At 69.2% G+C, this 24,611-nt stretch carries 22 protein-coding genes; 8 read left to right on the plus strand and 14 right to left on the minus strand.

What is annotated here, in order from left to right; all coding sequences use genetic code 11:
- Positions 1-16 precede the first annotated feature (16 nt).
- Positions 17-1,510 carry an MFS transporter gene (locus tag AB0M14_RS00965; RefSeq protein ID WP_364986783.1) on the plus strand — a complete coding sequence of 498 codons (1,494 nt, stop codon included), beginning with the start codon at positions 17-19 and terminating at the stop codon, positions 1,508-1,510.
- Between the two features lie 286 nt (positions 1,511-1,796).
- Positions 1,797-3,017: an NADP-dependent isocitrate dehydrogenase gene (locus AB0M14_RS00970; protein ID WP_364986786.1), complete on the plus strand. Its 1,221-nt coding sequence runs from the start codon at positions 1,797-1,799 to the stop codon at positions 3,015-3,017.
- A gap of 160 nt (positions 3,018-3,177) precedes the next feature.
- Here AB0M14_RS00970 and AB0M14_RS00975 read toward each other — a convergent pair whose 3' ends face one another.
- The 5 genes from AB0M14_RS00975 to AB0M14_RS00995 form a co-directional block, all read right to left on the minus strand.
- The gene (locus tag AB0M14_RS00975; RefSeq protein WP_364986789.1) at positions 3,178-4,248 is read right to left on the minus strand and encodes a DUF4349 domain-containing protein; all 1,071 of its coding nucleotides are present in this window, start codon (positions 4,246-4,248) and stop codon (positions 3,178-3,180) included.
- 31 nt (positions 4,249-4,279) lie between these two features.
- Positions 4,280-4,843 (minus strand): TIGR03086 family metal-binding protein, encoded by a 564-nt coding sequence (locus AB0M14_RS00980; protein ID WP_364986792.1) that lies wholly within the window; start codon positions 4,841-4,843, stop codon positions 4,280-4,282.
- Positions 4,844-4,927: 84 nt separating this feature from the next.
- Positions 4,928-6,004, minus strand: coding sequence for a M48 family metalloprotease (locus tag AB0M14_RS00985; RefSeq protein WP_364986796.1), 1,077 nt, complete (start codon positions 6,002-6,004; stop codon positions 4,928-4,930).
- Between the two features lie 76 nt (positions 6,005-6,080).
- Positions 6,081-9,449 carry an error-prone DNA polymerase gene (locus tag AB0M14_RS00990; RefSeq protein WP_364991180.1) on the minus strand — a complete coding sequence of 1,123 codons (3,369 nt, stop codon included), beginning with the start codon at positions 9,447-9,449 and terminating at the stop codon, positions 6,081-6,083.
- A gap of 52 nt (positions 9,450-9,501) precedes the next feature.
- Positions 9,502-9,969, minus strand: coding sequence for a hypothetical protein (locus AB0M14_RS00995; RefSeq protein ID WP_364986799.1), 468 nt, complete (start codon positions 9,967-9,969; stop codon positions 9,502-9,504).
- Between the two features lie 156 nt (positions 9,970-10,125).
- On the opposite strand from AB0M14_RS00995, the gene AB0M14_RS01000 reads away from it, so the two are divergent.
- Positions 10,126-11,097, plus strand: a complete 972-nt coding sequence (locus AB0M14_RS01000; protein ID WP_364986802.1) for an SDR family NAD(P)-dependent oxidoreductase — start codon at positions 10,126-10,128, stop codon at positions 11,095-11,097.
- 43 nt (positions 11,098-11,140) lie between these two features.
- Here the strand turns inward: AB0M14_RS01000 and AB0M14_RS01005 are convergent, their stop codons facing one another.
- The 5 genes from AB0M14_RS01005 to AB0M14_RS01025 all read right to left on the minus strand — a co-directional run bounded on the left by AB0M14_RS01005 (position 11,141) and on the right by AB0M14_RS01025 (position 14,488).
- On the minus strand, positions 11,141-11,644 hold the full coding sequence (locus AB0M14_RS01005) for a hypothetical protein (RefSeq protein ID WP_364986806.1): 504 nt from the start codon (positions 11,642-11,644) through the stop codon (positions 11,141-11,143).
- 18 nt (positions 11,645-11,662) lie between these two features.
- Positions 11,663-11,797 (minus strand): hypothetical protein, encoded by a 135-nt coding sequence (locus tag AB0M14_RS01010; RefSeq protein ID WP_364986809.1) that lies wholly within the window; start codon positions 11,795-11,797, stop codon positions 11,663-11,665.
- 49 nt (positions 11,798-11,846) lie between these two features.
- Complete coding sequence (locus AB0M14_RS01015) at positions 11,847-12,614, minus strand: hypothetical protein (protein WP_364986812.1); 768 nt, start codon at positions 12,612-12,614, stop codon at positions 11,847-11,849.
- 147 nt (positions 12,615-12,761) lie between these two features.
- Positions 12,762-13,700: a sucrase ferredoxin gene (locus tag AB0M14_RS01020; RefSeq protein WP_364986815.1), complete on the minus strand. Its 939-nt coding sequence runs from the start codon at positions 13,698-13,700 to the stop codon at positions 12,762-12,764.
- Positions 13,697-14,488, minus strand: coding sequence for an alpha/beta hydrolase (locus AB0M14_RS01025; RefSeq protein WP_364991185.1), 792 nt, complete (start codon positions 14,486-14,488; stop codon positions 13,697-13,699). Before AB0M14_RS01025 ends, AB0M14_RS01020 begins: the two co-directional genes overlap by 4 nt.
- 135 nt (positions 14,489-14,623) lie before the next feature.
- Between AB0M14_RS01025 and AB0M14_RS01030 the strand changes: the two genes are divergently transcribed.
- Positions 14,624-15,322, plus strand: a complete 699-nt coding sequence (locus tag AB0M14_RS01030) for a class I SAM-dependent methyltransferase (RefSeq protein WP_364986819.1) — start codon at positions 14,624-14,626, stop codon at positions 15,320-15,322.
- A 10-nt stretch (positions 15,323-15,332) separates the two neighbouring features.
- Here AB0M14_RS01030 and AB0M14_RS01035 read toward each other — a convergent pair whose 3' ends face one another.
- Positions 15,333-16,904: a DNA polymerase Y family protein gene (locus AB0M14_RS01035; protein ID WP_364991188.1), complete on the minus strand. Its 1,572-nt coding sequence runs from the start codon at positions 16,902-16,904 to the stop codon at positions 15,333-15,335.
- 374 nt (positions 16,905-17,278) lie between these two features.
- The gene (locus AB0M14_RS01040) at positions 17,279-18,031 is read right to left on the minus strand and encodes a hypothetical protein (protein ID WP_364986822.1); all 753 of its coding nucleotides are present in this window, start codon (positions 18,029-18,031) and stop codon (positions 17,279-17,281) included.
- 284 nt (positions 18,032-18,315) lie between these two features.
- Here AB0M14_RS01040 and AB0M14_RS01045 point away from each other — a divergent pair, with 284 nt between their 5' ends.
- Positions 18,316-19,467, plus strand: coding sequence for a serine/threonine-protein kinase (locus tag AB0M14_RS01045; RefSeq protein WP_364986825.1), 1,152 nt, complete (start codon positions 18,316-18,318; stop codon positions 19,465-19,467).
- A 1-nt stretch (position 19,468) separates the two neighbouring features.
- Here the strand turns inward: AB0M14_RS01045 and AB0M14_RS01050 are convergent, their stop codons facing one another.
- On the minus strand, positions 19,469-20,104 hold the full coding sequence (locus AB0M14_RS01050; RefSeq protein ID WP_364991192.1) for a response regulator transcription factor: 636 nt from the start codon (positions 20,102-20,104) through the stop codon (positions 19,469-19,471).
- A 100-nt stretch (positions 20,105-20,204) separates the two neighbouring features.
- Positions 20,205-21,590 carry a PspC domain-containing protein gene (locus AB0M14_RS01055; protein ID WP_364991195.1) on the minus strand — a complete coding sequence of 462 codons (1,386 nt, stop codon included), beginning with the start codon at positions 21,588-21,590 and terminating at the stop codon, positions 20,205-20,207.
- Positions 21,591-21,936: 346 nt separating this feature from the next.
- On the opposite strand from AB0M14_RS01055, the gene AB0M14_RS01060 reads away from it, so the two are divergent.
- The 3 genes from AB0M14_RS01060 (at position 21,937) to AB0M14_RS01070 (ending at position 24,575) form a co-directional block, all read left to right on the plus strand.
- On the plus strand, positions 21,937-22,593 hold the full coding sequence (locus tag AB0M14_RS01060; protein ID WP_364986828.1) for an MspA family porin: 657 nt from the start codon (positions 21,937-21,939) through the stop codon (positions 22,591-22,593).
- 241 nt (positions 22,594-22,834) lie between these two features.
- Positions 22,835-24,373 (plus strand): PspC domain-containing protein, encoded by a 1,539-nt coding sequence (locus tag AB0M14_RS01065; protein WP_364986831.1) that lies wholly within the window; start codon positions 22,835-22,837, stop codon positions 24,371-24,373.
- On the plus strand, positions 24,366-24,575 hold the full coding sequence (locus AB0M14_RS01070) for a hypothetical protein (protein WP_364986834.1): 210 nt from the start codon (positions 24,366-24,368) through the stop codon (positions 24,573-24,575). The genes AB0M14_RS01065 and AB0M14_RS01070 overlap by 8 nt, the downstream gene beginning before the upstream one ends.
- Positions 24,576-24,611: the final 36 nt, after the last annotated feature.

The raw sequence follows: 24,611 nt of genomic DNA on the forward strand, positions 1-24,611 counted from the left end.
ATGCAGGGAGAAACCCGTGACCCACACTGCGCCAGCGGTTGATGTGCCCGAAAGACAAAGCAGCTCGGCCCGATGGTGGGCGCTCGGCGTGATCGCGCTGGCCCAGCTGATGGTGGTGCTGGACGCCACCATCGTCACCATCGCGCTGCCCTTCGCACAACGTGATCTGAACATCAGCGACGGCAACACCCAGTGGGTGCTGACCGCCTACACGCTGATCTTCGGCGGCCTGCTGTTGCTCGGCGGACGCCTCGCCGACTACCTGGGCCGCCGCAAGATCTTCATGATCGGCCTGATCGGCTTCGCCCTGGCCTCCGCGCTGGCCGGCCTGGCGCAGAACGGCGCGCAGCTGTTCGCGGGCCGCGGCCTGCAGGGCGCCTTCGCCGCGCTGCTCGCACCGGCCGCGCTGTCGCTGTTGTCGGTGACCTTCACCGAGACCAAGGAGCGCGCCCGCGCCTTCGCGGTGTTCGCCGGCATCTCGGCGGGCGGCGCGGCCATCGGCCTGATCGCCGGTGGCGCACTCACCGAATACGCCTCGTGGCGCTGGACGCTGCTGGTCAACACCCCGATCGCGATCCTGGCCCTGGTTGGCGCGTTCACCTTCGTGCTGAAGGACGTGCCGCTGCCCCGCACCGGCGGCTACGACATTCCCGGCGCGATCACCGTCACCCTGGGCCTGATCGGGATCGTCTACGGCTTCAGCCGCGCCGCCGAGCACGGCTGGACCGACGGCAGCACTCTCGGCCTGATCATCGCCGGCGTCGCTTTGCTCGCCGCGTTCGTCTTCATCGAATCGCGGACCGCGAACCCGCTGCTGCCGCTGCGCATCCCCGGTGAGGTCAACCGCGGCGGCGCGCTGCTGGCCGCGCTGCTGATCCCGATCGCGATGTTCGCGATGTTCCTGTTCCTGAGCTTCTACCTGCAGAACGTGCTCGGTTACACACCGCTGAAGGCGGGTGTCGCGTTCCTGGCGTTCCCGGCCGGTATCGCCATCTCCGCGGGCGCCACCAGCGCCCTGTTGCCGAAGTTCGGCCCGCGCCCGCTGATGATCGCCGGCGCCGCGCTGGGCGTGCTCGGGCTGGTGTTCCTGGCCCAGCTCAGCTACGGCGACAGCTTCGCCACCAGCGTGCTGCCCGCCCAGTTCCTGATCGCACTCGGCATGGGCCCGCTGTTCGTCGGCATGCAGGCCGTCGCGCTGCACCAGGTCGACGAGGAGGACTCGGGTGTGGCCAGCGCACTGCTGAACGCGGCCCAGCAGGTCGGCGGCGCGGTCGGCACGGCCCTGCTCACCACCATCTCGGTGCAGGCCGCCAAGGACTACGTACTGGAGAACCCCGGCATCGACAACTTGGTCGCCCGGGCGTCGATCCACTCCTACGACGTCGCCTTCTACGTCGGCGCGGGTTTCTTCGCGGTGGCCATCCCAATCATCGCGCTGATGATCCGGGACAAGCCGGAGAACCTCATCGAGGGCGCCGAAGACGGCGTAAAGATTCCGGTCCACGTCTGATTCCGGCAATACGGTCCGCGTATCGCGAGCAACTCGCGATACGCGGACCTTGCCATTCTCAAATAATGGACAAAAGTACTAATGAGTAACTTTCGTCACCATTCTCACTCAGGGGTACTGCCGCGCCGTGAGATCGTTAGCAGCAGTACGCTTGTCTTGTTTGACCACATGGCCCGCCGACAACGCGGGACATATACGTTGTCTGTTGGAACAGCTGGGGTCCGCTCACAAGCGTGTTCACCTGGCCGTGCAATGAGGGCACCATCCTAGGAGGACACGAAGATCCATGTCCAAGATCAAGGTTGAAGGCACCGTCGTAGAACTCGACGGCGACGAGATGACCCGGATCATCTGGCAGTTCATCAAGGACAAGCTGATCCATCCGTATCTCGACGTGAACCTCGAGTACTACGACCTCGGCATCGAGTACCGAGACAAGACAGACGACCAGGTCACCATCGACGCGGCCAATGCCATCAAGCAGCACGGCGTCGGCGTGAAATGCGCCACCATCACCCCCGATGAGGCGCGCGTCGAGGAATTCGGGCTGAAGAAGATGTGGCGGTCGCCCAACGGCACCATCCGCAACATCCTCGGCGGCACCATTTTCCGGGCCCCGATCATCATTTCCAACGTGCCCCGGCTGGTACCCGGCTGGACGAAGCCGATCATCATCGGCCGCCACGCTTTCGGTGACCAGTACCGTGCCACCGACTTCAAGGTGCACCAGGCCGGCACCGTGACGCTGACCTTCACCCCGGAGGACGGCAGCGAGCCGATCGTGCACGAAGTCGTGAAGATGCCCGAGGACGGCGGCGTCGTCATGGGCATGTACAACTTCCGGCAGTCGATCGTCGACTTCGCGCGGGCCTCGTTCAACTACGGCCTGCAGCAGAACTACCCGGTGTACCTCTCCACGAAGAACACCATCCTGAAGGCCTACGACGGCATGTTCAAGGACACCTTCCAGGAGATCTTCGACGCCGAGTTCAAGACCCAGTTCGACGCGGCCGGGCTCACCTACGAGCACCGCCTCATCGACGACATGGTCGCCTCCTCCATGAAGTGGGAGGGCGGCTACGTCTGGGCCTGCAAGAACTACGACGGCGACGTGCAGTCCGACACCGTGGCCCAGGGCTTCGGCTCGCTCGGCCTGATGACCTCGGTGCTGCTCACCCCGGACGGCAAGACCTGCGAGGCGGAGGCCGCCCACGGCACCGTCACCCGGCACTACCGCCAGCACCAGCAGGGCAAGCCGACCTCGACCAACCCGATCGCGTCGATCTTCGCCTGGACCCGTGGCCTCGAGCACCGGGGCAAGCTGGACAACACCCCCGAGGTGATCGGTTTCGCGCAGGCGCTCGAGGACGTCGTCATCAAGACCGTCGAAGGCGGCCAGATGACCAAGGACCTCGCGGCGCTCGTCGGCGGGGACCAGGGCTACCTGAGCACCGAGGAGTTCCTCGGCGCGCTGGACGTCAACCTGGCTCGCGCACTGCGTAGTTGAGATCTGCCGCCGGGCCGAGCTGAGACGCTCGCCTGGCACCCCGGCGCTGGGCCCGACCCCAGCGCCGGGTCGAACGGCTGTAACGGGCACCCGCCCACCACTTTCGGTGAACGGGTGCCCGGACTGTTTTCAGCGCTGGTACGAGGTCAGCCGGCGGTTCCTACGGCTGTTCGGTTTTATGGTCACTCGCACCGCTCTCGGGGGCGCTGGATTCTTCTGTCCCGGTACGAGATTCGGCGGGCACGGTCGGCACGGTCGGCACAGGTGCAGGCGGCACGGGCGCAGACGGCACGGGCGCGGGCCACGGCTGCGGCGGATAGGGCGGCCGGGTCGGACGCGGGGCGCGGGGCGCACGGGCCGGCAGCCGCCGCCGGATCGACCGGACGGCGAACCACACAGCCGCTCCGAGCAGGCCGAGGAAGACCAGCCACGGCAGCATCGCACCGACCACGACGACCGCGTCCTTCAGCCAGGCCCACAGCGAATTCCACCCCGAGACAATGCCTTCCCAGAAATTGTCCGGCTGATCCTTGGACTCCGCGTCGGTGGTGATGCTGATCGTCAGCGTCGACAGCGCGACCTGGTCGTCGAGCGAACGCTTGCGCGCGGTGAGGCTGTCGAGTTCGGCCTGACGGGAGGACAGCGCCCCCTCGGCGGTGATGAGGTCGGCGGTGTTGGTGGCTCCCGCCATGAGCGCGCGCAGCCGATCGACCGAGGCTTGCAGCGCCTTGATCCGGGCGTCCAGGTCCTGCCACTGCATGGTGACGTCGTCGCGGTTGGTGGTGATCTCGGTGACGCGGCCGAGCGAGCCGAGCCCGGTGATGAACGCGTCGGTCTTGTCGGCGGGCATCCGCACGGTCAGCGCCGCGCTGGGCTCGTCGTCGCTGCTGAAGGGCTGGTTGTCGTCCGCGCCGGGTTGTTCTGTGCGCGAATCGATGCGGCCGCCCGCCGCCCGGACCTGATCGACGATCTTGCCCGCCACCGCGACCGGGTCACCGGCGACGACATCGACGTTGCCGGTGATCACCTCTTTGCGCGTCTCCGTCGGCTCCGGCGTCTGAGTGCCGCCGCCATCGGGCGCCTGCTCCCGGAATCCGGGCGACACCGCCGGCGCGGCCTGGGTCCCCACCGATTTGTCCGAGGGGTTCGGACTCTGGGCGCCGCCGCCACAACCGCTCAGCAGCAGCGCCACTCCGAGCAGACCGGCGCACAGTACAGCAAGCTTCCGCATGCCCGCAGCGTAGCCGGTGCAGTGGCCTCGGTCACTCGATATTTCCGGGGCCGGCGGCGGTCCAGCGCGGATCCCGGCCGGTGATCGCCACGATGCGGTCGAGCAGCGGCGCGTCGTCCGCCGCCGGGACCGCGGGACCCCACAGCTCGGGGACGGGACTGTTCGGAATGAACTCGGCGACATGGTCGAGGCAGGCGCGCAGGGTGTCTTCGGGCAGCGCGAATGGCCGGTCGATCGCACGCGCCAGATCCCAGCCGTGCACCACGATTTCGGTGAACGCGATACGGCCCCAGAGTTCGTTGGCGAGTTCGGTTCCCGCGCCCGGGGTGCGGCCCTGCCAGGCCGCGGGCTCGTCCCAGGCCAGACCGAGCAGCCGGACGTGCTCGGCGAGCACGTCCCGCGGCACGGTGGTGGGCACGACCGGTTCCTCCGCTTTCCGGGCGAGGGCGGCGAACCCCAGCGCGACCTCTGCCACGTGCGCGAGGAGGTCCTCGACGCGGTACTTGTCGCACGGTGTCGGCAAGGTCAGCTGGGCGTCGGAGATCTCGGCCAGCAGGTCGATCATGGCCGCGCAGGCCGGCTTCAGGTCGATCATTCGCGTACTCCTCGATGACGGCATGGGCGGGCTGCCCGTCCCTCAGTACTGACCGCCCAGCGCGCCGAAACTCATCGGCCGGGGTCAGGCACCGAAATGCCGGTGTTCGTGGATGCGGGCCTCGACGGCCTCGATGCGGGCGTCGGCCAGCGGATGGGTGCTGAACCAGCGGAAGTAGACGGCCAGCTGATGGTCGTCGTGTTCGCGCAGCCATTCGTCGTGGACCTCGCGGGTTTCCCGGCCGTACCCGAGGTCGACGGCGACGCGGTCGGCGCGGAGTTCCTCACGCTGGGAAAGCTGGGCTCGGCCAAGAGGTTCCACGAGGACGCGCAGGCCGAGCAGGGATAACGCGGCAAGCGGGCCGATCAGCAGGACGAGGGCCGCGACCAGCGGCAGCAAGACCAGGGCGGCGGTGCCCAGGCTGCCGATCAGCAGGATCGCCAAGGCCAGCCCCGGCGCGTCGTCCTCGGCCGTCGACTCCGCGACCGCCAGCGCCCGCGACGTGCCGAAACGCAGCACCCGGCCGATCAGTTCGACCGGCAGCGAGTACCACCGGGCGAGGGTCGCGGTGTGTTTCCTGCCCTCCAGGTGATGACCGAGTTCGTGGGCGAGCACGCCTTCGAGCTGGCGGCTGTCCAGCGCGTCCAGGGCCCAGGTGGTGACGCAGACGATGCCGCCGGGCGCGGCGAAGGCGTTGAGTTCGTCGGAGTCCTGCACCCACAGGAAATACTTCGTGCCGTCGACTCCCGCTGTGCGCGTGACGTTTTCCCAGGCCGCGGCCAGGATGGCCTGCTCCTGCGGGCGCGGGCGGCGGAAACCGTAGGCGACCCGCGCGAGCACGGCGTCGTCGGCGGGCAGGAACGCGAGCACGCCCGAGGCCAGCCACAGCACCCCCGCGGTCAGCGCGCCCCACAGGCCGAACACGGCGAACGGCACGCACACCAGCACCGCGCTCAGCACGATGGAGGGCAGCGAAACCAGCAGCGCCGCGGCCGATTCGAGCCGCCGCCGCCAGGTTTCCACCGGCCACAGCCTCGGGTTGGGGGTGTACTCGAGGAACTCGTAGATCGGTTCCGGGCGTTGCGATCTCGGCTCGGGCCGGAGCACGGCGACGACCCGATCCCAGAGCGTGGACCCGAAGTTCTTTCCCCCGTGTGACATAGCGCCGCACTCCCCCAAGTCGCAGGTGCATGTGCTGCTCAGGGTACCCACGGAAAACCGCTGTGGAACCTGGTTTTCAGCGGAAGTCGCGCGACTTGGCGGTGATGCGGAGATCGAGTTGCTGGAGATGTTCGGCGACCACGCTGACCGCGCCCTCGGCGTTCTGGACCCGGCCGCGGATGAGCAGGGCGGGCGCGGATTGGGCCAGCCGCCGGTAGCGGGTCCACAGGCCGACCGAGCAGACCACATTGATCATGCCGGTCTCGTCTTCCAGGTTGAGGAAGGTGACGCCCGCGGCGGTGGCGGGCCGCTGCCGATGGGTGACGGCCCCGCCGACCAGGACCCGGGAACCGTCGGGCACCGCCAGCAGCCCGTCGGCCGGGATGACGCCGAGCGCGTCGAGTCGCGGGCGCAGGAACTCGGTCGGATAGCTGTCCGGGGAGACACCGGTGGCCCACACGTCGGCGGCGGCGAGTTCCAGGTCGCTCATGCCGGGCAACACGGGAGCCGCGGTAGCCGCACCGGTGCCGGGCAGCCGGTCCGGACGCTCGCCCGCGGCGGCCCCGGCCGCCCACAGTGCCTCGCGGCGAGTGCTTCCGAGGCTGCCGAGCGCACCGGCGGTGGCGAGGGATTCCGCCTGCGGGACAGTCAGTTCCACCCGCCCGGTCAGATCGAGGAAGGAGGTGTACGGGCCGGACGCGCGCGCCGCGACGATCTTCCCGGCGAGTTCGTCGCCGATGTGGCGGATCGCCGCCAGCCCGAGACGCACCGCTCGGCCGCGATCCGCCAGATCGGGTTCGGCGCGGCTGGCGTTGATGTCGGGGCCGTGCACCACCACACCGTGCCGGCGGGCGTCGGCGACCAGCGACTGGGGGGAGTAGAAACCCATCGGCTGCGCGCGCAGCAGACCGGCGCAGAACGCGGCCGGATGATGCAGCTTGAACCAGGCCGAATAGAACACGATCGACGCGAAACTCTGCGAATGGCTTTCCGGGAAACCGAAATTCGCGAAGGCGTAGAGCTTCTCGTAGATGCGGTCGGCGACCTCGCCGGTAATGCCGTGCCGGTCGCGCATGCCCCGATAGAAGCGATCCTTGAGGCGCTCCATGCGTTCCGGCGAACGCTTGGAGCCCATGGCCCGGCGCAGCTGATCGGCTTCGGCGGCGGAGAATCCGGCCACGTCGACGGCCATCTGCATGAGCTGTTCCTGGAACAGCGGCACGCCGAGCGTGCGCTTCAGCGAGTTCTCCAGGGCCGCATGGTCGTAGGTGATCTCTTCGCGCTCGTTGCGGCGCCGGATGTAGGGATGCACCGAGCCGCCCTGGATCGGCCCGGGCCGGATCAACGCGACCTCCACCACCAGGTCGTAGAAATTGCGCGGCTTGAGCCGGGGCAGGGTCGCCATCTGAGCGCGGGACTCCACCTGGAAGACGCCGATCGAGTCGGCGCGGCACAGCATGTCGTAGACGCCTTGCTCGGCCAGGTCGAGCTGGTGCAGCTCGACGGTCTTGCCCTCGTGCTCACGCACCATGTCGATCATGTAGTGCAGCGCCGAGAGCATGCCCAGGCCGAGCAGGTCGAACTTCACCAAACCCGCCGCGGCGCAATCGTCTTTGTCCCACTGCAACACGCTGCGGTTGGCCATGCGAGCCCATTCCACCGGGCAGACATCCGCGATCGGCCGATCGCAGATCACCATGCCGCCGGAGTGGATGCCGAGATGTCTTGGCAGGCCCTCGATCTCGCTCGCCAAGCGCAGCACCTCGGTGGGGATGCCGGTCTCGGTTTCCTTCGCGACGCCGGTCCAGCGGCTCACCTGCTTGCTCCACGCGTCCTGCTGACCCGGCGAAAAACCCAGCGCGCGTGCGGCATCGCGCACCGCGGACTTGCCGCGATAGGTGATCACGTTCGCCACCTGAGCGGCGTAGTCGCGGCCGTACTTGGCGTAGACGTGCTGGATCGCCTCCTCGCGGCGATCGGACTCGATGTCGACGTCGATATCGGGCGGGCCGTCACGTTCCGGGGACAGGAAGCGTTCGAACAGCAGCTCGTTGGCGACCGGATCGACATTGGTGATGCCGATGGCGTAGCAGACCGCGGAGTTGGCGGCCGAGCCGCGGCCCTGGCAGAGGATGCCATTCCGCTTACAGAAGTCGACGATGTCGTGCACCACCAGGAAGTAGCCCGGGAATCCGAGTTCGGTGATGATCGCGAGTTCGTGCTCGATCTGCCGATAGGCCTTCGGGTTTCGCTCCCGTGGGCCGTAGCGCTCGGCCGCCCCGCGCAGGGTGAGTTCGCGCAGCCAGGAGTTCTCGTCGTGGTCCGGCGGCACGTCGAACGGGGGCAGTTTCGGCGCGATCAATCGCAGATCGAAGGCGCATTCCCGGGCCAGCGCAACGGCATTCGACACCGCCTGCGGACAGGCCGCGAACAGCTGCGCCATCTCCGCGCCGGAGCGCAGGTGCGCGCCGCCGGTGGGCGCGAGCCAGCCGGCGATGTCGTCCAGGCTGGCGCGGGCGCGGATCGCGGCCAGCGCCATGGCGCGGCGACGCTGCGGCGGTGCGGCGAAATGCGCTCCGGTGGTGGCTGATACGGGCAGGCCACAGCGATCGGCGAGGGCGATCAGGTAGGCGTTGCGCTCGTCGTCGGTGGGGATGCCGTGGTGGGTCAACTCCACGCTCACCCGGTCGCCGCCGAAGCGTTCCATCAGCTCGCGCAGCGCGGCTTCGGCCTGCGGTAGCCGAGTGCTGCCCGCCCGCAGGTCTTGTTCCAGCGCCTGGCGCACATGGCCTTTCCGGCAGCCGGTCAGGATGTGCCAGTGCCCGCCCGCCGCGGCGGTGAGGGTGTCCAGGTCGTAGCGCAGGATGCCCTTCTCCCCCGCCGCCAGGTGCGCGGCGGCGATCTCCCGGGAGAGTCTGCGGTAGCCCTCCTGGCCGCGCGCGAGCACGAGCAGGTGCGGGCCGGCCGGGTCCGGTGCTCCGGTACGCGGCGCGGAATCCGGCGCATCGGCATGTCCGCCCGCGCCTTTCGCCGACCGCTGCTGCGCCGCCATCCCCTTGCGGCGCAGCACGGCCGACGTGGGGTCCGGGCCCGGCAACCCGGTCCCCAGCGACAGCTCCGACCCGAATACGGTCGGCATGTTCCATTCCTTGGCCGCCTCGAAGAAGCGGACCGTCCCGTAGAACCCGTCATGGTCGGTGAGGGCGATCGCCTCCAGCCCGAGCCGCACCGCCTCCTCGACCAGTTCCTCCGGCTGGCTCGCGCCGTCCAGGAAGCTGTACGCCGAATGCGCGTGCAACTCCGCGTACGGCACGATCGGACCGTCCGGGCGCACCACCGGCTCCGCTTGATACTCGCCGCGCTTGCGGGACCAGGCGGGGCTGTCGCCGCCATCCCCGGGAAGCAGCGCCTCCGGTTTGGGACGGCCGGACAGCACCCGCTCCATTTCCGCCCAGCTCGGCGGCCCGTTTCCCCAGCTGCTCACCTCCTCGACCCACTCATTTGCGCTCGCTCCCGCTCGGCAGGCGCGCCGTGGAGCCGGCGTCGAGGGCGGCCTCCACCCGGTCCAGACCGGAGCGAATCATCGCGCCGTAGGCGTCGTAGACCAGCACCGCGAGATGGCCGCGCGCGATGGTGAGCTGCATGCGAGCGGTTTCGAAATCGCCGACGCGCCGATGGCTGTCGGCCAGGTTGAGATAGAGCGAGGGCAGGAAGCAGCGCAGCCCCTCGTCCAGCGGGATGCCCGGGCCGAACACCGAGGCCAGAGCGCGCTGATCCCAGATCAGCGCGGCCGGATCGTCGTCTTGCAGAACAGCCAGATGATGCGCGATCACGCAGCGCTGCAACGGATCTCCAGCCGGTTTGAGCTCGTCCCACAACTGTTCGAGCGCGTGCCGCGCGGCCTTCCGGTTGTCGCTGCCGAGCCGCACCGCGGCAAAGATGTCCGCCATCCGATCGTCCGCCATGCGCAGAAGTATCGCACATATGTTCGATGTATTCGAGCGTGATTCGAACGGGGTTGCGAAGGTTTTGCGACCGGCCCGAAATGTGGGCGGGCTCACTTGGCGGGTAAACTTACTTCGGAGTAAGTTCGTGCCAATTCGATCTGCAAAGGAGCAGCGATGAGCCACGCTGACCAAGCCGACGGGAAACGGCGCAACCGCCGTGACCTGACCGGCAGGCACGTTCTGATCACCGGCGCGTCCTCCGGCATCGGCCGCGCCGCCGCCCTGGCCGTCGCCGCCAAGGGCGCCACTGTCTTCCTGCTCGCGCGCCGCGCCGACGAACTCGCCGGCGTGGTCGAGGAGATCCGCGCCGCGGGCGGCAAGGCCTATGGATACCAGTGCGACGTGACCGAGACCGACTCCGTCGACCAAGCCGTCGAAACCATTCTGGACGAGCACGGCCACGTCGACATGCTGGTGAACAACGCGGGCCGCTCGATCCGCCGCGCCATCCACCGCTCCACCGACCGGATGCACGACTTCGAGCGCACCATGGCGGTCAACTACTTCGGCGCGCTGCGCATGACCCTGGCGCTGCTGCCCCAGATGCGCGAACGCAAGTTCGGCCACATCGTCCAGATCAGCAGTGCCGGAGTGCAGGTCGCGACGCCGCGGTTCTCCGCTTACCTCGCCAGCAAGGCCGCGCTGGACAAGTTCACCGAGGTCGCCGCGGTCGAAACCCTGGCCGACGGCGTCACTTTCACCACCATCCACATGCCGCTGGTGCGCACCCCGATGATCACACCCAGTGGGACGCAAGGACCTTCGGAATCCCCCGAGTGGGCCGCCGCCACCATCGTGCGCGCGCTCACCGAGCGCCCCAAGCGGATCGACGTGCCGCTGGGCACCCTCGCCGAATACGGCGCGCTGGTCACCCCGAAGATCCGCGACCGTATCCTGCACCGCTACTACCGCGCACTCCCGGACTCCCCCGCGGCCAAGGGCGAACAGCTCGAACCCAGCAACGAGGACACCGAAGCCGAAGCGCCGCAGGAGGAATCGACGCCGCGCCCGCAGTCCGCGGCGCGCAAGGTCACCGGGACCGCGTTACGCCGCGCCGCGCGGTGGGTACCCGGCACACACTGGTGAAACTCCGGGCCCGTCGCGCAGGGGGCGACGGGCTTCGGATCGACTACGCCGCCGGCGCTCCGGCGCGAGCGCGTCGTCCGGTCAGCGCACCCGAGCCCCACAGCGCGACAACGATGTACCCGATCTGCTCGGGAATCCGGAACCACAGCGGCGTCGGAGGCTCGCCGTTCAGCGGAATATCGTTCAGCGCCGCATAGACATTGGCGGGCAGCATCAGCACGAACAGCAGCGCGAGCCCAGCTCCGGCGTACGGCCGCGTCACGGGTATCAAAAGCCCGATCGCGCCCGCTAATTCGAGTACGCCGGTGGCATAGACGGCGAAGCCGGGGAACGGCACGAACGAGGGCACCATCGCGACCAGGTCGGCATGGCTCGGCAGCACTGTCACGCTGTCGGGGACGAAGTGCGCGCTGCCTGTCATCAGCAGCAGCACCGCCAAGCCGTGGATCGCGCTGGAACGCCAAGTGCTGAAGCGGCTTACGCCGAACGCGCCCAGTGCGCGGAACAACAATGCCGGAACGACGAGCAAGAGCAAGGTGTCGAACATGAACTATCTCCTGAGGAACTAGCCGGTGCAGAACAGCCCGGCGCCACCCGCGTCCCGGGGCGAGACGAACCCGCCAGCGCTGGGATGTGTGGCCGTGCCGCCATTTTCGACGATCTCGCGCGCCCGCGCGGAGTCCTTCACCGAAATCGCCATCGCGGCCGGATGCGACGCCGCCGATCACCAAGCGGGCCGCGCCTACCCGCTAGCCGAGGACCTGACGGGGTTCCGGGAGGAAATCGCGCGCCTTCGAGCGGACGCTGCCCCAGATCGCCATGCCGATGAACGGCGTGTTCGCGGCCACGTGCAATTGCCGTTGCCCGAGGTCCACCACCGCGGGCACGATCACCGAACCCCAGCTCATCGGCTTGTTCTTGACCTCCTGCAGCACCGCTGGATGCACCCGCTCGGAGACCAGCGCGGCGACCGCGTGCGCCCCGCCCTTCACCACCATCGCGCTCTGCCGGCGCAGCGACTGGGCGAATTGGTCGGTCTGCCGGGCGAAGTCGGCGAGCGCGCCGGGAGTGAGCTCCGGTACCGCGCCGACGCAGATCGCGAGTTCGATCGGATTGAGCGAGGACTTGATGACCGCGCCGACACCGTTCAGGCTCCACACCTGACCGATCCAGTGCTGAGAGATCTGTAGCCGGCCCATGGTCATGCGCTGGGTGACCGCACCGAGGTAATGCTGCACCGCGGGGCTCTGCTGCCCAGGTGGGCCGGGCTGTTGCGGGGGCTGCGGCTGTCCGGGGAATTGGGGCTGAGCCGGATACTGCGGCTGACCCGGATACTGCGGCTGCGCCGGGTAGGGCTGTTGCGGCTGCGAAGGGTGCGGCTGCTGCGGCTGCGCCGGGTACGGCTGGGGCGCAGGCTGATACGGCTGCGGCGCGGGCGGATAGGGCTGCGGCTGGTACGGCTGCCCAGGCTGGTACGGATACCCACCTGGCTGCGGCCCCCACGGCGGTTTGGTCATCTACACCCCTCCCTCAGATCAGGTACTCGCCAGCACCTTACTCGGGGCCTGCCAGGCGACATCGCGCAGTGAAATCGCGGTCGACATACCGCCGGCGACAACTCGCAGCGGAGGGCGGCCGCTATCGCGAATTCACTGACCGCCCGCTCAGGCGAGCGGCTGAACCGGATCGGCGACGAGGGCGGCGGCGGGTTTGGCGGCGGCGCCACAGCTGGCTTGGCGGGGCGCGAAGGACACCGTGCGGACGGTGACGCGCCAGCGGCGGCCGTCGCGGTGGGTGACCAGCGCCGCGCCGGCGACGGTGGGATCGGTTGTGGTGAAGCCGGTTTCGAGGCGGACCGTGAGATCGGCGAGTGCGGCCGGGACCTGTTCGCGGACGGCGATTTCCGCGACCTGCTCGATCGGCTTGTGGCCGCTGCGGCCCCGGAAACCGGGCAGCGCGAGTGCACCGCGACGGATCGCCTCGACTGCCGCCGTAGCGGATTCGGTGTCGACGCGACCGTAGGTCAGACCCGAGGGCAGCAGCACCAGCGCGGGGGCGAAACGGTGACCGCCGGTGTGCGAGCACTCCCACACCTGGTCGGGGTATTCGGCAGCCAGGTTCGCGGCGATCGGGCGGCCGAGCAGCGCGCAGCACTGATCGCGTTTGCCGTGCGCGCACACCAGGATCACCGGATCCGTCACTCGCGCACCGATTCCCGGCGGCGGGCCGTTCAACAGGTGCAGGTCGATGTCGAGCAGCTGCTTCAGGTCGGTGATCTCGAAACGCTCGCACCAGTTGCCCTCGGGGCGCGAGTTGGCGATCAGAACCGTTCGGGCGCCGGTGAATTCGTTACGGCCGGGACGGCGGATCAGGGTCGGGCGGACCTGCGCGGCGGCGGTGCGGGCCGCCAGTTCGGGGGTGATCTCCGGGCCGAGGACCTCGTCGCCGATCACGTCGCGGCCCCAGGCGCCCGGTTGTTCCACGCACAGCCAGGCACCGACCTTGGTCGCGGAACCGGGCAGCGGAACGTCGATCGCGGCGGCCGCGGAGCAGGTCAGACCCTCGAAGTTCACCGATTCACTGTAGGACCCGGGCGCCCTCATGCCGGCAGGTCGGCCCGGCCGTCCAGCACCGGCTGGTTCAAGAACGGCAGCACCGTGTGCTTGAACTCCCGATATCGGTCGCGGTGGATGCTGTGACCGCAGGTGAAGTCGGCGACCGTGCAGTCCTGGATGGACTCGCGCAGGACCGCGAGCTTCACCGGGTCGACCATCCCGCCCGGGCCACCGCGCAGCACCAGGGTCGGCGCGGTGATGTCGGCCAGCCGATCCCACCATTCCGGATTCGGCTTGCGGAACTGCTCCAGCGCCGTGCGCGTCATCGTGCGGTCGAAGGCCAGCACGGCCCGCGGATGCCGGACCACGCTGCTGGTGGCATGCCACAGCTCCGGCACCGACGGAAAACGACGAGTCAGCGTCTGCTGCTCGTCCCCGGACCGCAGCGGCAGCGGGCATTCCTCCATCACCAGCCGTCGCACCAGCTCAGACCGCTCCTGGGCGATGCACGACACCGCGTAACCGCCCAGCGAATGCCCGACCAGGTCCGCGGAAGTCACCCCGAGGTGATCGACCAGCCGCAGCACATCGGCCCCGAACTCCTCGAACAGATACGACTCGGTATGCGCGCTCCGACCGTGCCCCCGCAGATCCGGAATGATCACCCGCCGACCAGCCCGCACCAATTTCCGCGCGAACCGATCCCAGGTATATCCGTCCCCACCCATCCCATGCACCAGCACCACCGGCACATCGCCCTCCTCGGGCAGCGCACAAGACGCACCCGAATCGCGATAAGCGATCCGCACACCCCCCAGCAGCACATCCCGAGTCATTTCCACGATGTCCGAGGATACTGACATTCACCCACCCCCAGCTGAGGATTTGTCAGGCGTCACAGCCCCACCACCCTCGCGCCCCACCGCGTAAACCCGTGGCGGGGGCTGTGGATTCGCGAAATACTGCCGGGCATGCCGACTTTCGCGGACTTCGATCGACGCAATTATCCGACTGTAGATGTGGCCACCGGGTATGACGGGTGGGCGCCGACCTATGAGCGGACAGTCATGGACTCGATGGATCTGGCGCTGCTCGATCGGTTGCGGCAGCCGCAATGGGGTGCGGTGCGTCGGGCGGCGGATCTGGGGTGCGGGACCGGGCGAACCGGGGACTGGCTGCGGCAGCAGGGGGTCGCGCATATCGACGGGGTCGATGTGAGTGCCGGGATGCTGGAGCGGGCGCGTGAGCGGGGCGTGCACACCTCGCTCAGGCAGGCGGATGTGCGGGAAACCGGGCTCGCGAGCGGGAATTACGACCTGGTGATCGCGTCGCTGATCGATGAACACCTGCCCGACCTGGGCCCGTTCTACGCCGAGGCCCGGCGGCTCGCCGCGCCCGGCGCCACCTGCGTCATGGTCAGCTACCACCCGCAATTCATCATGGTGACCGGCATGCCCACGCACTACACCCCCGCCTCGGGCGAGCCGGTCGCGATCAGCACGCACCTGCACCTGCTCAGCGAACACATGACCGCGGCCTTGAGCGCCGGCTGGATCCTCACCGAAATCACCGAGGCCCTGGTCGACGACACCTGGCTCGCCGCCAAACCCAAATGGTCCGCGCTGCGCGGCCAGCCCTTCTCCCTCGCCCTCGTCTGGTCCGCCCCCTGAACCACGACGGTCAGTCGTAGATGCCTTCGGCGTGCCAAGTTCCCGCGCGGTAGATGAGTAAGAGGACACGGGTGTCGGCGGGGGCACCGTCTAGTTGGACCTGGGCGCGGGCGGTGACAGCGGGGGCAGGAGTCGGCCAGTGGTCGACTCGGGCCTGGGCGGTGACGGTCGGGTCGGGCGTCCACCAGTGGTCGTCGATGGGCCAGGGGCCGGCCCAGGCCGCGAGGGACCAGTGGCGGCTGCCCCAGGTGAGACGGGCCGGGGGTGCGGTGAAGAGGCCGCGATCGGTGAGGTGGACGGGTGCGCCGTCGGCTGCTTGCAGCAGCACCGCGGGGCGGTTCAGCAGGAGCATGGCGGGTGCCGGTTGCGGGAGGCTGCCGGGCCAGGGTTGATCCGGGTCGGCGGCGGGCACCGGTTCGTCGCCGAGCACAACCATGGTGATGCGTTCGGCGGGGCCGCGGCCGCCGCTGAGCACGCCGAATCGCACCGCCTCGCCCCCGAGCAGACCTTGCACGCGGACCAGGGCACGGCGAGCCCGCTCGGTTTCCTCGCCCACGCCGCCCCACAGGCCGAGTTGCAGGGCGCCGGACCGTGCGATCTCGACCGGCTCCAGGCGCAGCAGGGTGATGGGGGCGGTCGGGCGAGCCCCGGAGCGCGAAGCCTGCCGGGTGGGTGCGTTCAGCCAGCCGTCGAGTTGCCAGCGCACCCGGTCGGCGGTGCCCTCCGGGGTCAGCGGTTCCGCGCAGCGCCAGATTCGGGAGAGCTGCTCACCCGCTTCGGTTTCGGCGAAGACCGACAACCGCGTGCAGGACACCGACGCGGCCGCGAGCACCGCATGCAGCCGGGCGGCGAGCATGCGGCCGGCGAAGGCGGCGGCGTCGACTCGATCGATCGGCGGATCGCAGCGATACTCCACATGTAATTCCGCCGGCGGGCGACGCGCGGCCGGCGGCCGTTCCGGAACCGCGCGGGCGCAGCGATGCGCGAGCACCGCGTCGTTGCCGAACCGCGAGGCGACCTCGGCCGAGGTCAGCGCCGCGAAGTCACCGATGCGGCGTAAGCCCAAGCGGTGCAACAGGTCCACCAGGTCGGCGCGTTCCGGCGCGGCCAGGCTCGGTTCGACGGCGAGTTCGCCGATGGGCAACGGCGCCAGGAAGGCCGCACCCGCCCCCGGCGCCACGATCGCGCCGCGTTTGGCGGCGAGCACCGCGGTGGACAGTTCGTCGGCGATCCCGATCTGCGCCTCCACCCCGACCGCCGCCACCGCGTCGACGAGCCGTTCCGCAGCCGCCTCCTCGGAGCCGAAAAATCTTGCGGCCCCGCGCGCCCCGAGCACCAGCAGACCCGGCCGCAGCACTTCGACGCCGGGCACCGTCTCGTCCACGGCCGCCACCACCGGCTCGAACAGCCGCGCGTCCCGATCCGAATCCGCCTGCACCAGAAACAGTTCCGGGCAGCGCGCCTGCGCATCCCGCCGCCGCAACCCACGCCGCACCCCCTCGGCCCGCGCCACCGCCGAACACGCCACCACCCGATTCCCGTGCAGCACCGCCACCGGCCGCGTCGCCGGCAACTCCGCCATCGCCGCAGCCGCCACCGCGGGCCAATCCAAGCACCACACCGCCACCACTCGCGCCGCACCCGCGTTGCTCACGCCGTGGATCGCACAACTGCCGCACCCGAAATGCCCTGCTGTACACAGAACTCGCGAGCAGAACCCGACCCAGCGAGCCGCAGCGGCACCGCGCAACGCCGACGTCGCGGGAGCCTGCCCGGCAGCGCAACTCGGCAGCCCGAGCCCCGGAAATCAGTCACCGGCATGACGAACGCGCCTGTCTTGCAGCGAATCCGCGATCGGCGAGCACCGACATCATGCGGCGGCGCCCCGAGCCCGGAGTGGAAGTTCGGTCAGGCGCGAATCAGTGTGTCGCGGGAACCACAGGCCGGCGAGCGACATCATGAGGCGGCACCCCGAGCCTGGAGTGGGAGCTCGGTCAGGCGCGCGTCGGTGTGCTGCGAGAACCATTGGACGCGACCGGCGCTCGGGCGCAGATCGAGGTGACCGCGACCGGGGGTGCCGGTCTTGCCGCGGACTTCGACCTCCAGGGTCAGGGAGTGCAGGCGGCCGTGGCCGGTGCCGAGGCCGACGTAACCGGCGATGCGCGCATCGATGCGCAGGGCGGGGTTGGGCCAGGCGCCGTCGGTGACGACGAGGGTGGCGCCCTTATTACGGGCACGGGCGGCGATGACGCGGGCGCGGGAGGGCACGACGGAGGCGCCGTCGAGGCCGAGGACGACCAGATCCAAGCCATCCAGCAACACGGAGGCAACTTCAATGGGATCGGGTCCGGGATCGGCGACCACGGCGAGACGCTCCAGATCCGCACCCATCTCCGCGGCGGCGAGCAGACCGAATCGGGGGACGCCCACCACGGCGGCGTGCCCGCCGTGCTCGGTGACCGCGGCGAGCAAACCGGCGAGCAGCGAGCGGGCGCCCGCATAGGACACCACCGACCCCTTGGCCAGGCCGCCATCCGGCAACAATTCCGCAAGCGCGGCGGGGACGGGCAGGGCCTCGCGGCGCAGTTCGGCGGCGTGCGGCGACCGCTCGACCGCGGCTTCGCCGCGACCGGGTATGGCGGCCATCTTCCTGCGGAGCTCGGCCAGCGTCTTTTGTTGTGCCTCCCCCACGCGCGCGTCCGAACCCATCACAACCACCTACTTCCCACGATGGACTGGGCGAAGCGAGCGGACCAGCCAGCACCGATCCAGCTATCGATTCGTATCGAATATACGTTCGATACCTCTCCAGTAGAAACCCACCCCCTCGATCCGTCAAGCGCGCCGCGCCAGCGACCGGCGAGCCATCGGCCACCCCCGAGATGCGTCGCGCATCACGAGACTGGACGGTTCGGTCCGAAATCACTTGGCACGTTTCGCCTTATCACGGTTCGCCGGGTGCGGATGTCGGTGCGTCGGATACCCTGCAACCCATGATCGAGCGCCCCCGACCTATTGTCGGCCCGGATTACCTGGTCGCCGGCCGCTACCGTCTGCAATCCAAAGTCGGTGGCGGCGGCATGGGCGCGGTCTGGCTGGCGCACGATCGGCTGCTCGACCGCGACGTCGCCATCAAGCAGGTGCTCTCCACGGCCGGGCTGGACGAACGCCAGGCCACCGAGATCCGCAACCAGATCATGCACGAGGGCCGGGTCGCGGCGAAGCTGTCGCACGAGCACGCCATCGCCGTCTACGACGTGGTGCTCGAGGCCGGCGAACCCTGGCTGGTGATGGAGCATCTGCCCTCCCGCAGCGTGGCCAAGGCGATGGCGGTGTTCGACACGCTGCCGGTGGTCGAGGTGGCGCAGATGGGCGCGCAGGTCGCCGACGCGCTGGCCGCCGCGCACGCCGTCGGCATCACGCACCGCGACATCAAACCCGGCAATATCCTTGTGGCCGACCGCGGTCCGGGCGTCGGCATGGCGAAACTCAGCGACTTCGGCATCTCCCGGGGCGCGGGTGATCTGTCCGACGAACCCGACGGCGTCATCACCGGCACCCCCGCCTACCTGCCGCCGGAGGTGGCGCGCGGCGCGCGGCCGACCGAGGCCAGCGATGTGTTCTCCCTCGGCGCGACGCTGTACACCGCGATCGAGGGGCAGCCGCCGTTCGGCCTGGACGAGGACGCCAACGTCCTGGTGGAGCGGGCCGCGATGGCGCAGATCATTCCCCCGCAGCGCTGCGGAGTGCTCACCAACGCGTTACTGCACATGATGGAACCCGCGCCGCAGCGCCGGCCCACCATGGCCGAGGCGCGCGACGAAATCCTCACCGCCGCTTTCGGTCCCGGCACCGGGCCCTACATTCTCGGCGCACCGGTGCGCACCGAGGACGGCACCATCCCGGCGTGGGCGACCCGCAATTCCGCGTCCGGCACGCGCAGCCCGCACTCGGCGCCGCTGCCGCGCCCGCACCGGCCGCAGCAGCAGGGGGCACAGCAAGCTTCGGCCGGTCAGCGTCCGGTCGGCCAGCGCAGCACCATCGGGCAGCGCCCGCCGCAGGTCAGCAACGCTCCGCTGGCCATCGCGATCGGTCTGCTCGTCGGCCTGGTGCTGATCATCGCCATCGTCATCGCGCTCATGTGAGCTAGTCGATACGGCGGCGATGTGCCCAGCGGGTCAAGGCATTCCGGTTGGACTGCTGGGTCTTGCGAAGCACGTTGGAGGCGTGGGTTTCCACGGTTTTCACCGAGATGAACAGGTTTTCGGCGATCTCGCGATAGGTGTAGCCGCGGGCCAGCAGGCGCAGCACCTCGAGTTCCCGAGGCGTCAGCGAATCCAGCTCGGGATCCAGCGGCGGTTCCGGCACCGGGGACTTCCCGGTGAACGAGTCGAGCACGAAGCCGGCCAGCCGCGGGCTGAACACCGCGTCCCCGCCGGCCACCCGGCGCACACCGGCGGCCAGTTCGGAACCCGAGATGGTCTTGGTGACGTAACCGCGGGCGCCCGCGCGGATCACCGCGATCACGTCTTCGGCGGCATCGGACACGCTGAGCGCCAAGCACACCGGACCCTCTTCGATGCCCTGGAGCACCGCGACCCCACCGCCGTCGGGCATGTGCACGTCGAGCAGCACCACGTCCGGCATGGTCGCCTTGATACCGGCGATCGCCTCGGCCACACCGCCGGCCTCGCCGACCACTTCCATGTCGACCTCGCGACTCAGTTCCGCCCGCACACCCGACCGGAACACGGCGTGATCATCGACGAGAAAAACCCGCACGGTCACCTGCTTCTCCTCTACCCGTGGATCAACCCACCGGACCACACCGGCCGAGCCCGGCCGGTGTTCCATCGGTATCACACTGAACTCTGTTGTGCCGTTACTCGCCGGGCACCGGACGCGCGATGCGTGCGGTCGGCGCGTCCGCGGAGATCGGAGAGAACTCCGGCACACCGTCCGAACTCGGCTCGCCGGCCTCCTCGGCCACCCCGGAGTCGGTGCGCGGCATGATGATTCGCACCTCGGTCCCGCGGCCCAGGTTGGACAGGATCTCCACCTGACCACCGCGCCGCTCGATCCGCCCGCGAATCGACTTCGCCACGCCCTGCCGGTCCTGCGCCACCGCGGTCACATCGAAACCGGTGCCGCGGTCACGCACGAAAATACTGACCTGGTGCGGTTCTACCTCGGCGAACAAATCGATCTCGGGGACACCCGCGTGCTTGGCGGCGTTCACCAGCGCCTCCCGGCTCGCACCGAGCAGCGCCGTGAAATGTTCCTTGGGCAGGCCGTTCCCGCTCTCGTCGGTGTCCATCGAGACGTCGCCGACGGTCACCGGCGTCACCTTCACCCCGTGCTGGTCCTCGACCTCACCGGCGATGGTGCGCAGCGCCGCCGCCAGACTCGACTCCGCCGGGCCGGCATCCTCGAACAGCCACTTCCGCAGTTCGCGTTCCTGGCTGCGGGCCAGCCTGGTGACCTCCTGCGGGTCGGCGGCCTGGCGCTGGATCAGCGCCAGCGTCTGGAGCACCGAATCGTGCAGATGCGAGGCGATCTCCTCGCGTTCCTCGTTGCGAATGCGCGCGGCGCGTTCGGTATTCAACGCCCGCATCATGCGCAGCCACAGCGGCACCGTCAGCAGACCCGCGCCGACCAGCGTCACCGCCACCGCGATCAGCGCCGAGCCGAGCGAGCTCAAATCGATCCGGGCCAGCACCACCACGCCGAGCCCGGCCACGATCATGGTGGCCCCGGCGACGATGCGCGCCCAGGTCACCACCGAGGAGCGCGCGGGCAGGCCGAGCAGCGAGCGCGGCCCGTCGGTGTCGTACTCGCGCCAGACCAGCGCCGCACCGACCGCGACCACGATGATCGGCACGATCACCTTCGCCGCCACGGTCCCGTTCATCAGCCAGGACACCGCGATCGTGAGCCCGAGCCCGAGCAGCGCCAGCCCGATCGACCGCCGCCGTTCCGTCCCGGACGGCTTCACCTCGTCGGAACCGCCCGGGGTGAATATCCACAGCAGTCCATAGGCCACGATGCCCGCACCGGCCAGCGCGGACAGCAGCACGAACCCCATCCGCACCTTGAACGCGTCGAGCCCGAGATGATCGGCGATACCGCCCGCCACCCCGCCGACGATCCGCCCGCCCGAACGCCGCTCCAGCTTGGGGCGTTCCGCCCCGGCGTGAAACACCAGCGTCGGCTTCCCGCGTGGGTCTCCACTTCGGGCAGCGTCGAACGCGGGCATGGACGGGTACATGCCTTCGATACTGGCACGCCGCACCGACAGCCAGCATCAGGAATCACCCTGATCTTCGGGCCCGCCGCCCGCGCGCGTCCGGTCCGGAAATCGGACCGGGTCTGACCTGCACGGCTGAGCATCCGCTCAGGAATCGGCCCCTTGGTTGCGGCAGGTTACCGGCGCACCGGGCCAGATGCCGGCGCCTCCGGTCCGGATTACTCGCAAATACCGCCCCGGCCTGCGATTTCGACCCACTCCGAGCAGGCGGTAGCGCGATCGATCCGGCGCCTGGCTCCTACGTTCTTCCTGGGCCACAAAGCAATCGGCCCCGCTCCACACCGGAGCTGCCGCAGGGGAGGAAATCATGACCATCAAGTCCGTCGCCGCCATCGCCGCCACGCTCACCGGGATCACCGTGGCCGCCGCCGCTTTCGGCGCCGCGCCCGCCGGTGCCTTCGTCTACGCGGCGCACGAGAACAGCTACGCCACACCGACCGGTTTCGGGTTCACCGTCGGTCACACCGACATGGCGGCGCACCCGGTGGCTCCGCAGAACGGCTTGCCGACCACCCGGGAGGTGTTCCTGAACAACACTTCCTACGGGCGCGTCGACAGCCCGGGGACGGGCACGCTGAAGACCGGCTACCTCGTCAGCTGCATGGTCGGCATCGACCTCACCTTCGGGGCGCACGTCGGCGCGGGCATCGACGCCGGCGTGACGTTGAGCGTCGGCGGCAGCCCCGACGCGCTGGAGCCGAGCCTGGACGCCGGTATCGGACCGGAGATCTCGGCCTCGGTGGACCTGGAGCTGGAGGTCACACCCGGTGTCATCAAGCGTGTCGAGACCGGCACCAAGGCGCTGTCCGGCAACCGGACCGGGTATGTGATGAGCCGCGATTTCCACCTGATCGCGGAAGGCTGCGGCGGGCCCTTGACCATCCGCCCCTTCACGACGATCGATGTGGAATCCCCCGAGGCGACGACCAACGGCGCGGTCTACGGGGACCCGATCGTCTTCTGATCAGGAGCGGTAAGCGCGGATCACTCCTTGGGGAATCCGATGGAGAACAGCCCGGCGATCGCGATGCAGCTGACGACGGACGAAACGGGGATGATCCACATAGCCATGATTGGAAGACTACAGAGTGTAGTAGGTCACACTACATCTAGTAGTACAAAACGGATGCTTCCAGCGCCGCAGGACGGTTCAGGATCGGATTCAGGGTTCACCCCGATGCGCCGAAGCTATGGTCACCGCCACCATGGAGAGCATGACGAAAACGAGCTTCGGCGATCAGCTCCGGCAGATGTGGCAGACCCGCCCCGTCCGGCTGCCGCGGCAGGGCCCGGTCGCCGGTGTCGCGGCCGGGTTCGGCCAGCGGTACAACATCGACCCGGTCCTGGTCCGGGTCGCGTTCGTGGTGTCGACGATGTTCGGCGGCGCCGGAATAGTGTTGTACCTGCTGGGCTGGCTGCTGCTCAGCACGCCGGGCGGTGAATCGTCGCGTGCGGAAGGGCTTTTCGGCAAAGGCCAGAGCTCACAGTCGCACACCAAGACCATCGTGCTGATCGTGGCGCTGTGCATCGCGGTCAGCTCGATGGGGCCGTTCAGCTCGGGCCTGGCCGGCTCCGGGGTGATCAGCCTGGCGCTGATGCTGGCGGGCTGGTGGATGCTGCACATGCGGGTGCCGAACCCGCCACCCGGCACCAGCGAGCTCGACAGCGACTTCGACTTCGGGACCGGCGGCGGGCTGACCGCGACCGGATACCCGGGTACCGCGTTCCCGGCCACCGGGAACTACTACTCCGACGTCATGCCGGTGTACTCGCCGTACACCAAGCTGCCGGACGCCTACGTCCCGGACGTGCCGGTCGAAAACGCCGCGCCCGCATCGGATGACGAGCCGGCCACGGCGGCCGACCGGCGCGATACGACGATGCTGCCCGCCGAATCCGCCACGCGCGTGGATGTCTCGAAGCCGGGCACCGACAGCGAATCGGCGCAGGACGCGCCGCCGAGCACTCCCCCGTCGCTGATCAAGCGGCCGGACTCGAGCGAATCCGGCGCCGGCGCCGCGCAATTCCCGCCCGCCCGGACCGCGAACCCGGAGCCCCCGGCCGTGTTCGGCGGCGTCACACCGCCGTCCTGGGACCCGCTCGGCGTGGCCCCGCTGGCCTGGGACCTGCCCGACCCCACCCCGGCTCGCACCGTGGTCGCCCCGCCACAGAAGCGGCCCCGTTCCCGGCTCACCCCCACGGTTCTCGGCCTGGCCATCCTCGCCGCCGCCGGCGCCGGCGCGGCCGCGGTCTCCGGCGTCGAATGGATGACACCCGGACGCATCGCCGCGATCGCCTTGGCCGTGGTCGGCGTCGGCCTGGTCATCGGCGCGTTCCTGCGCCGCGGCGCCGGTCTGCTGGTGGTGACCGCGCCGCTCGCCGGTTTCGTCGTCCTGGCCTCCCTGGTCGGTCCGATCGACGGCGGGGCCATCGGCGACCGCGTCTGGGATCCGAAGACGATGAGCGATCTGCAGCCCGAGTACACGCTGTCGATCGGATCGGCAACCTTGGACCTGCGCGGTCTGGACCTGACCGAGTCCCGGACCATCGACCTGAAGGTCGGCACGGGCGACGCCAAAGTCCTGCTCCCACCGAACATGACCGTCGACACCCGGTGCGACCTGAATATCGGTGACGTGATCAATTGCCCCACGGGCATCACCGGCCCGAACAACCCGGGCGCACCGGTGCTGCGGCTGAATGTGGATGTGCGCGTGGGCGAAGTGGAGGTGACCCGTGGCTGAGCAGACCGAACGCAAGCGCAAAGGCCCATCCGTCGCGATGCTGGTCATCGGCTTCCTGGCCTTGGCCATCAGCGCCTGGGCCATGGTCGGCCCCACCGAACTGCGCGATCAGAGCGGCGCGTTCAGCATCGGCTGGACCTTGGTGATCGGCGCGATCGTCGTCGGCGTTCTCTTGGTGCTCTCGCCCCGGAAACGCCGCTAGACCAACTGAATAGCGAAAGGCCCGCCCCGGGAGGCG

This window comes from Nocardia sp. NPDC051832 (genome assembly GCF_040681285.1).
GTDB lineage: Bacteria > Actinomycetota > Actinomycetes > Mycobacteriales > Mycobacteriaceae > Nocardia.

Bases quoted from the DNA above. Each gene is read 5' to 3' on its own strand.
- AB0M14_RS00970 (WP_364986786.1), top strand. From the start codon at position 1,797: ATGTCCAAGATCAAGGTTGAAGGCACCGTCGTAGAACTCGACGGCGAC.
- AB0M14_RS00975 (WP_364986789.1), bottom strand. From the start codon at position 4,248: ATGCGGAAGCTTGCTGTACTGTGCGCCGGTCTGCTCGGAGTGGCGCTG.
- AB0M14_RS00980 (WP_364986792.1), bottom strand. From the start codon at position 4,843: ATGATCGACCTGAAGCCGGCCTGCGCGGCCATGATCGACCTGCTGGCC.
- AB0M14_RS00985 (WP_364986796.1), bottom strand. From the start codon at position 6,004: ATGTCACACGGGGGAAAGAACTTCGGGTCCACGCTCTGGGATCGGGTC.
- AB0M14_RS00990 (WP_364991180.1), bottom strand. From the start codon at position 9,449: ATGGAGCGGGTGCTGTCCGGCCGTCCCAAACCGGAGGCGCTGCTTCCC.
- AB0M14_RS00995 (WP_364986799.1), bottom strand. From the start codon at position 9,969: ATGGCGGACGATCGGATGGCGGACATCTTTGCCGCGGTGCGGCTCGGC.
- AB0M14_RS01000 (WP_364986802.1), top strand. From the start codon at position 10,126: ATGAGCCACGCTGACCAAGCCGACGGGAAACGGCGCAACCGCCGTGAC.
- AB0M14_RS01005 (WP_364986806.1), bottom strand. From the start codon at position 11,644: ATGTTCGACACCTTGCTCTTGCTCGTCGTTCCGGCATTGTTGTTCCGC.
- AB0M14_RS01010 (WP_364986809.1), bottom strand. From the start codon at position 11,797: ATGGCGATTTCGGTGAAGGACTCCGCGCGGGCGCGCGAGATCGTCGAA.
- AB0M14_RS01015 (WP_364986812.1), bottom strand. From the start codon at position 12,614: ATGACCAAACCGCCGTGGGGGCCGCAGCCAGGTGGGTATCCGTACCAG.
- AB0M14_RS01020 (WP_364986815.1), bottom strand. From the start codon at position 13,700: ATGAGGGCGCCCGGGTCCTACAGTGAATCGGTGAACTTCGAGGGTCTG.
- AB0M14_RS01025 (WP_364991185.1), bottom strand. From the start codon at position 14,488: ATGACTCGGGATGTGCTGCTGGGGGGTGTGCGGATCGCTTATCGCGAT.
- AB0M14_RS01030 (WP_364986819.1), top strand. From the start codon at position 14,624: ATGCCGACTTTCGCGGACTTCGATCGACGCAATTATCCGACTGTAGAT.
- AB0M14_RS01035 (WP_364991188.1), bottom strand. From the start codon at position 16,904: ATGGCGGAGTTGCCGGCGACGCGGCCGGTGGCGGTGCTGCACGGGAAT.
- AB0M14_RS01040 (WP_364986822.1), bottom strand. From the start codon at position 18,031: ATGGGTTCGGACGCGCGCGTGGGGGAGGCACAACAAAAGACGCTGGCC.
- AB0M14_RS01045 (WP_364986825.1), top strand. From the start codon at position 18,316: ATGATCGAGCGCCCCCGACCTATTGTCGGCCCGGATTACCTGGTCGCC.
- AB0M14_RS01055 (WP_364991195.1), bottom strand. From the start codon at position 21,590: ATGTACCCGTCCATGCCCGCGTTCGACGCTGCCCGAAGTGGAGACCCA.
- AB0M14_RS01060 (WP_364986828.1), top strand. From the start codon at position 21,937: ATGACCATCAAGTCCGTCGCCGCCATCGCCGCCACGCTCACCGGGATC.
- AB0M14_RS01065 (WP_364986831.1), top strand. From the start codon at position 22,835: ATGGAGAGCATGACGAAAACGAGCTTCGGCGATCAGCTCCGGCAGATG.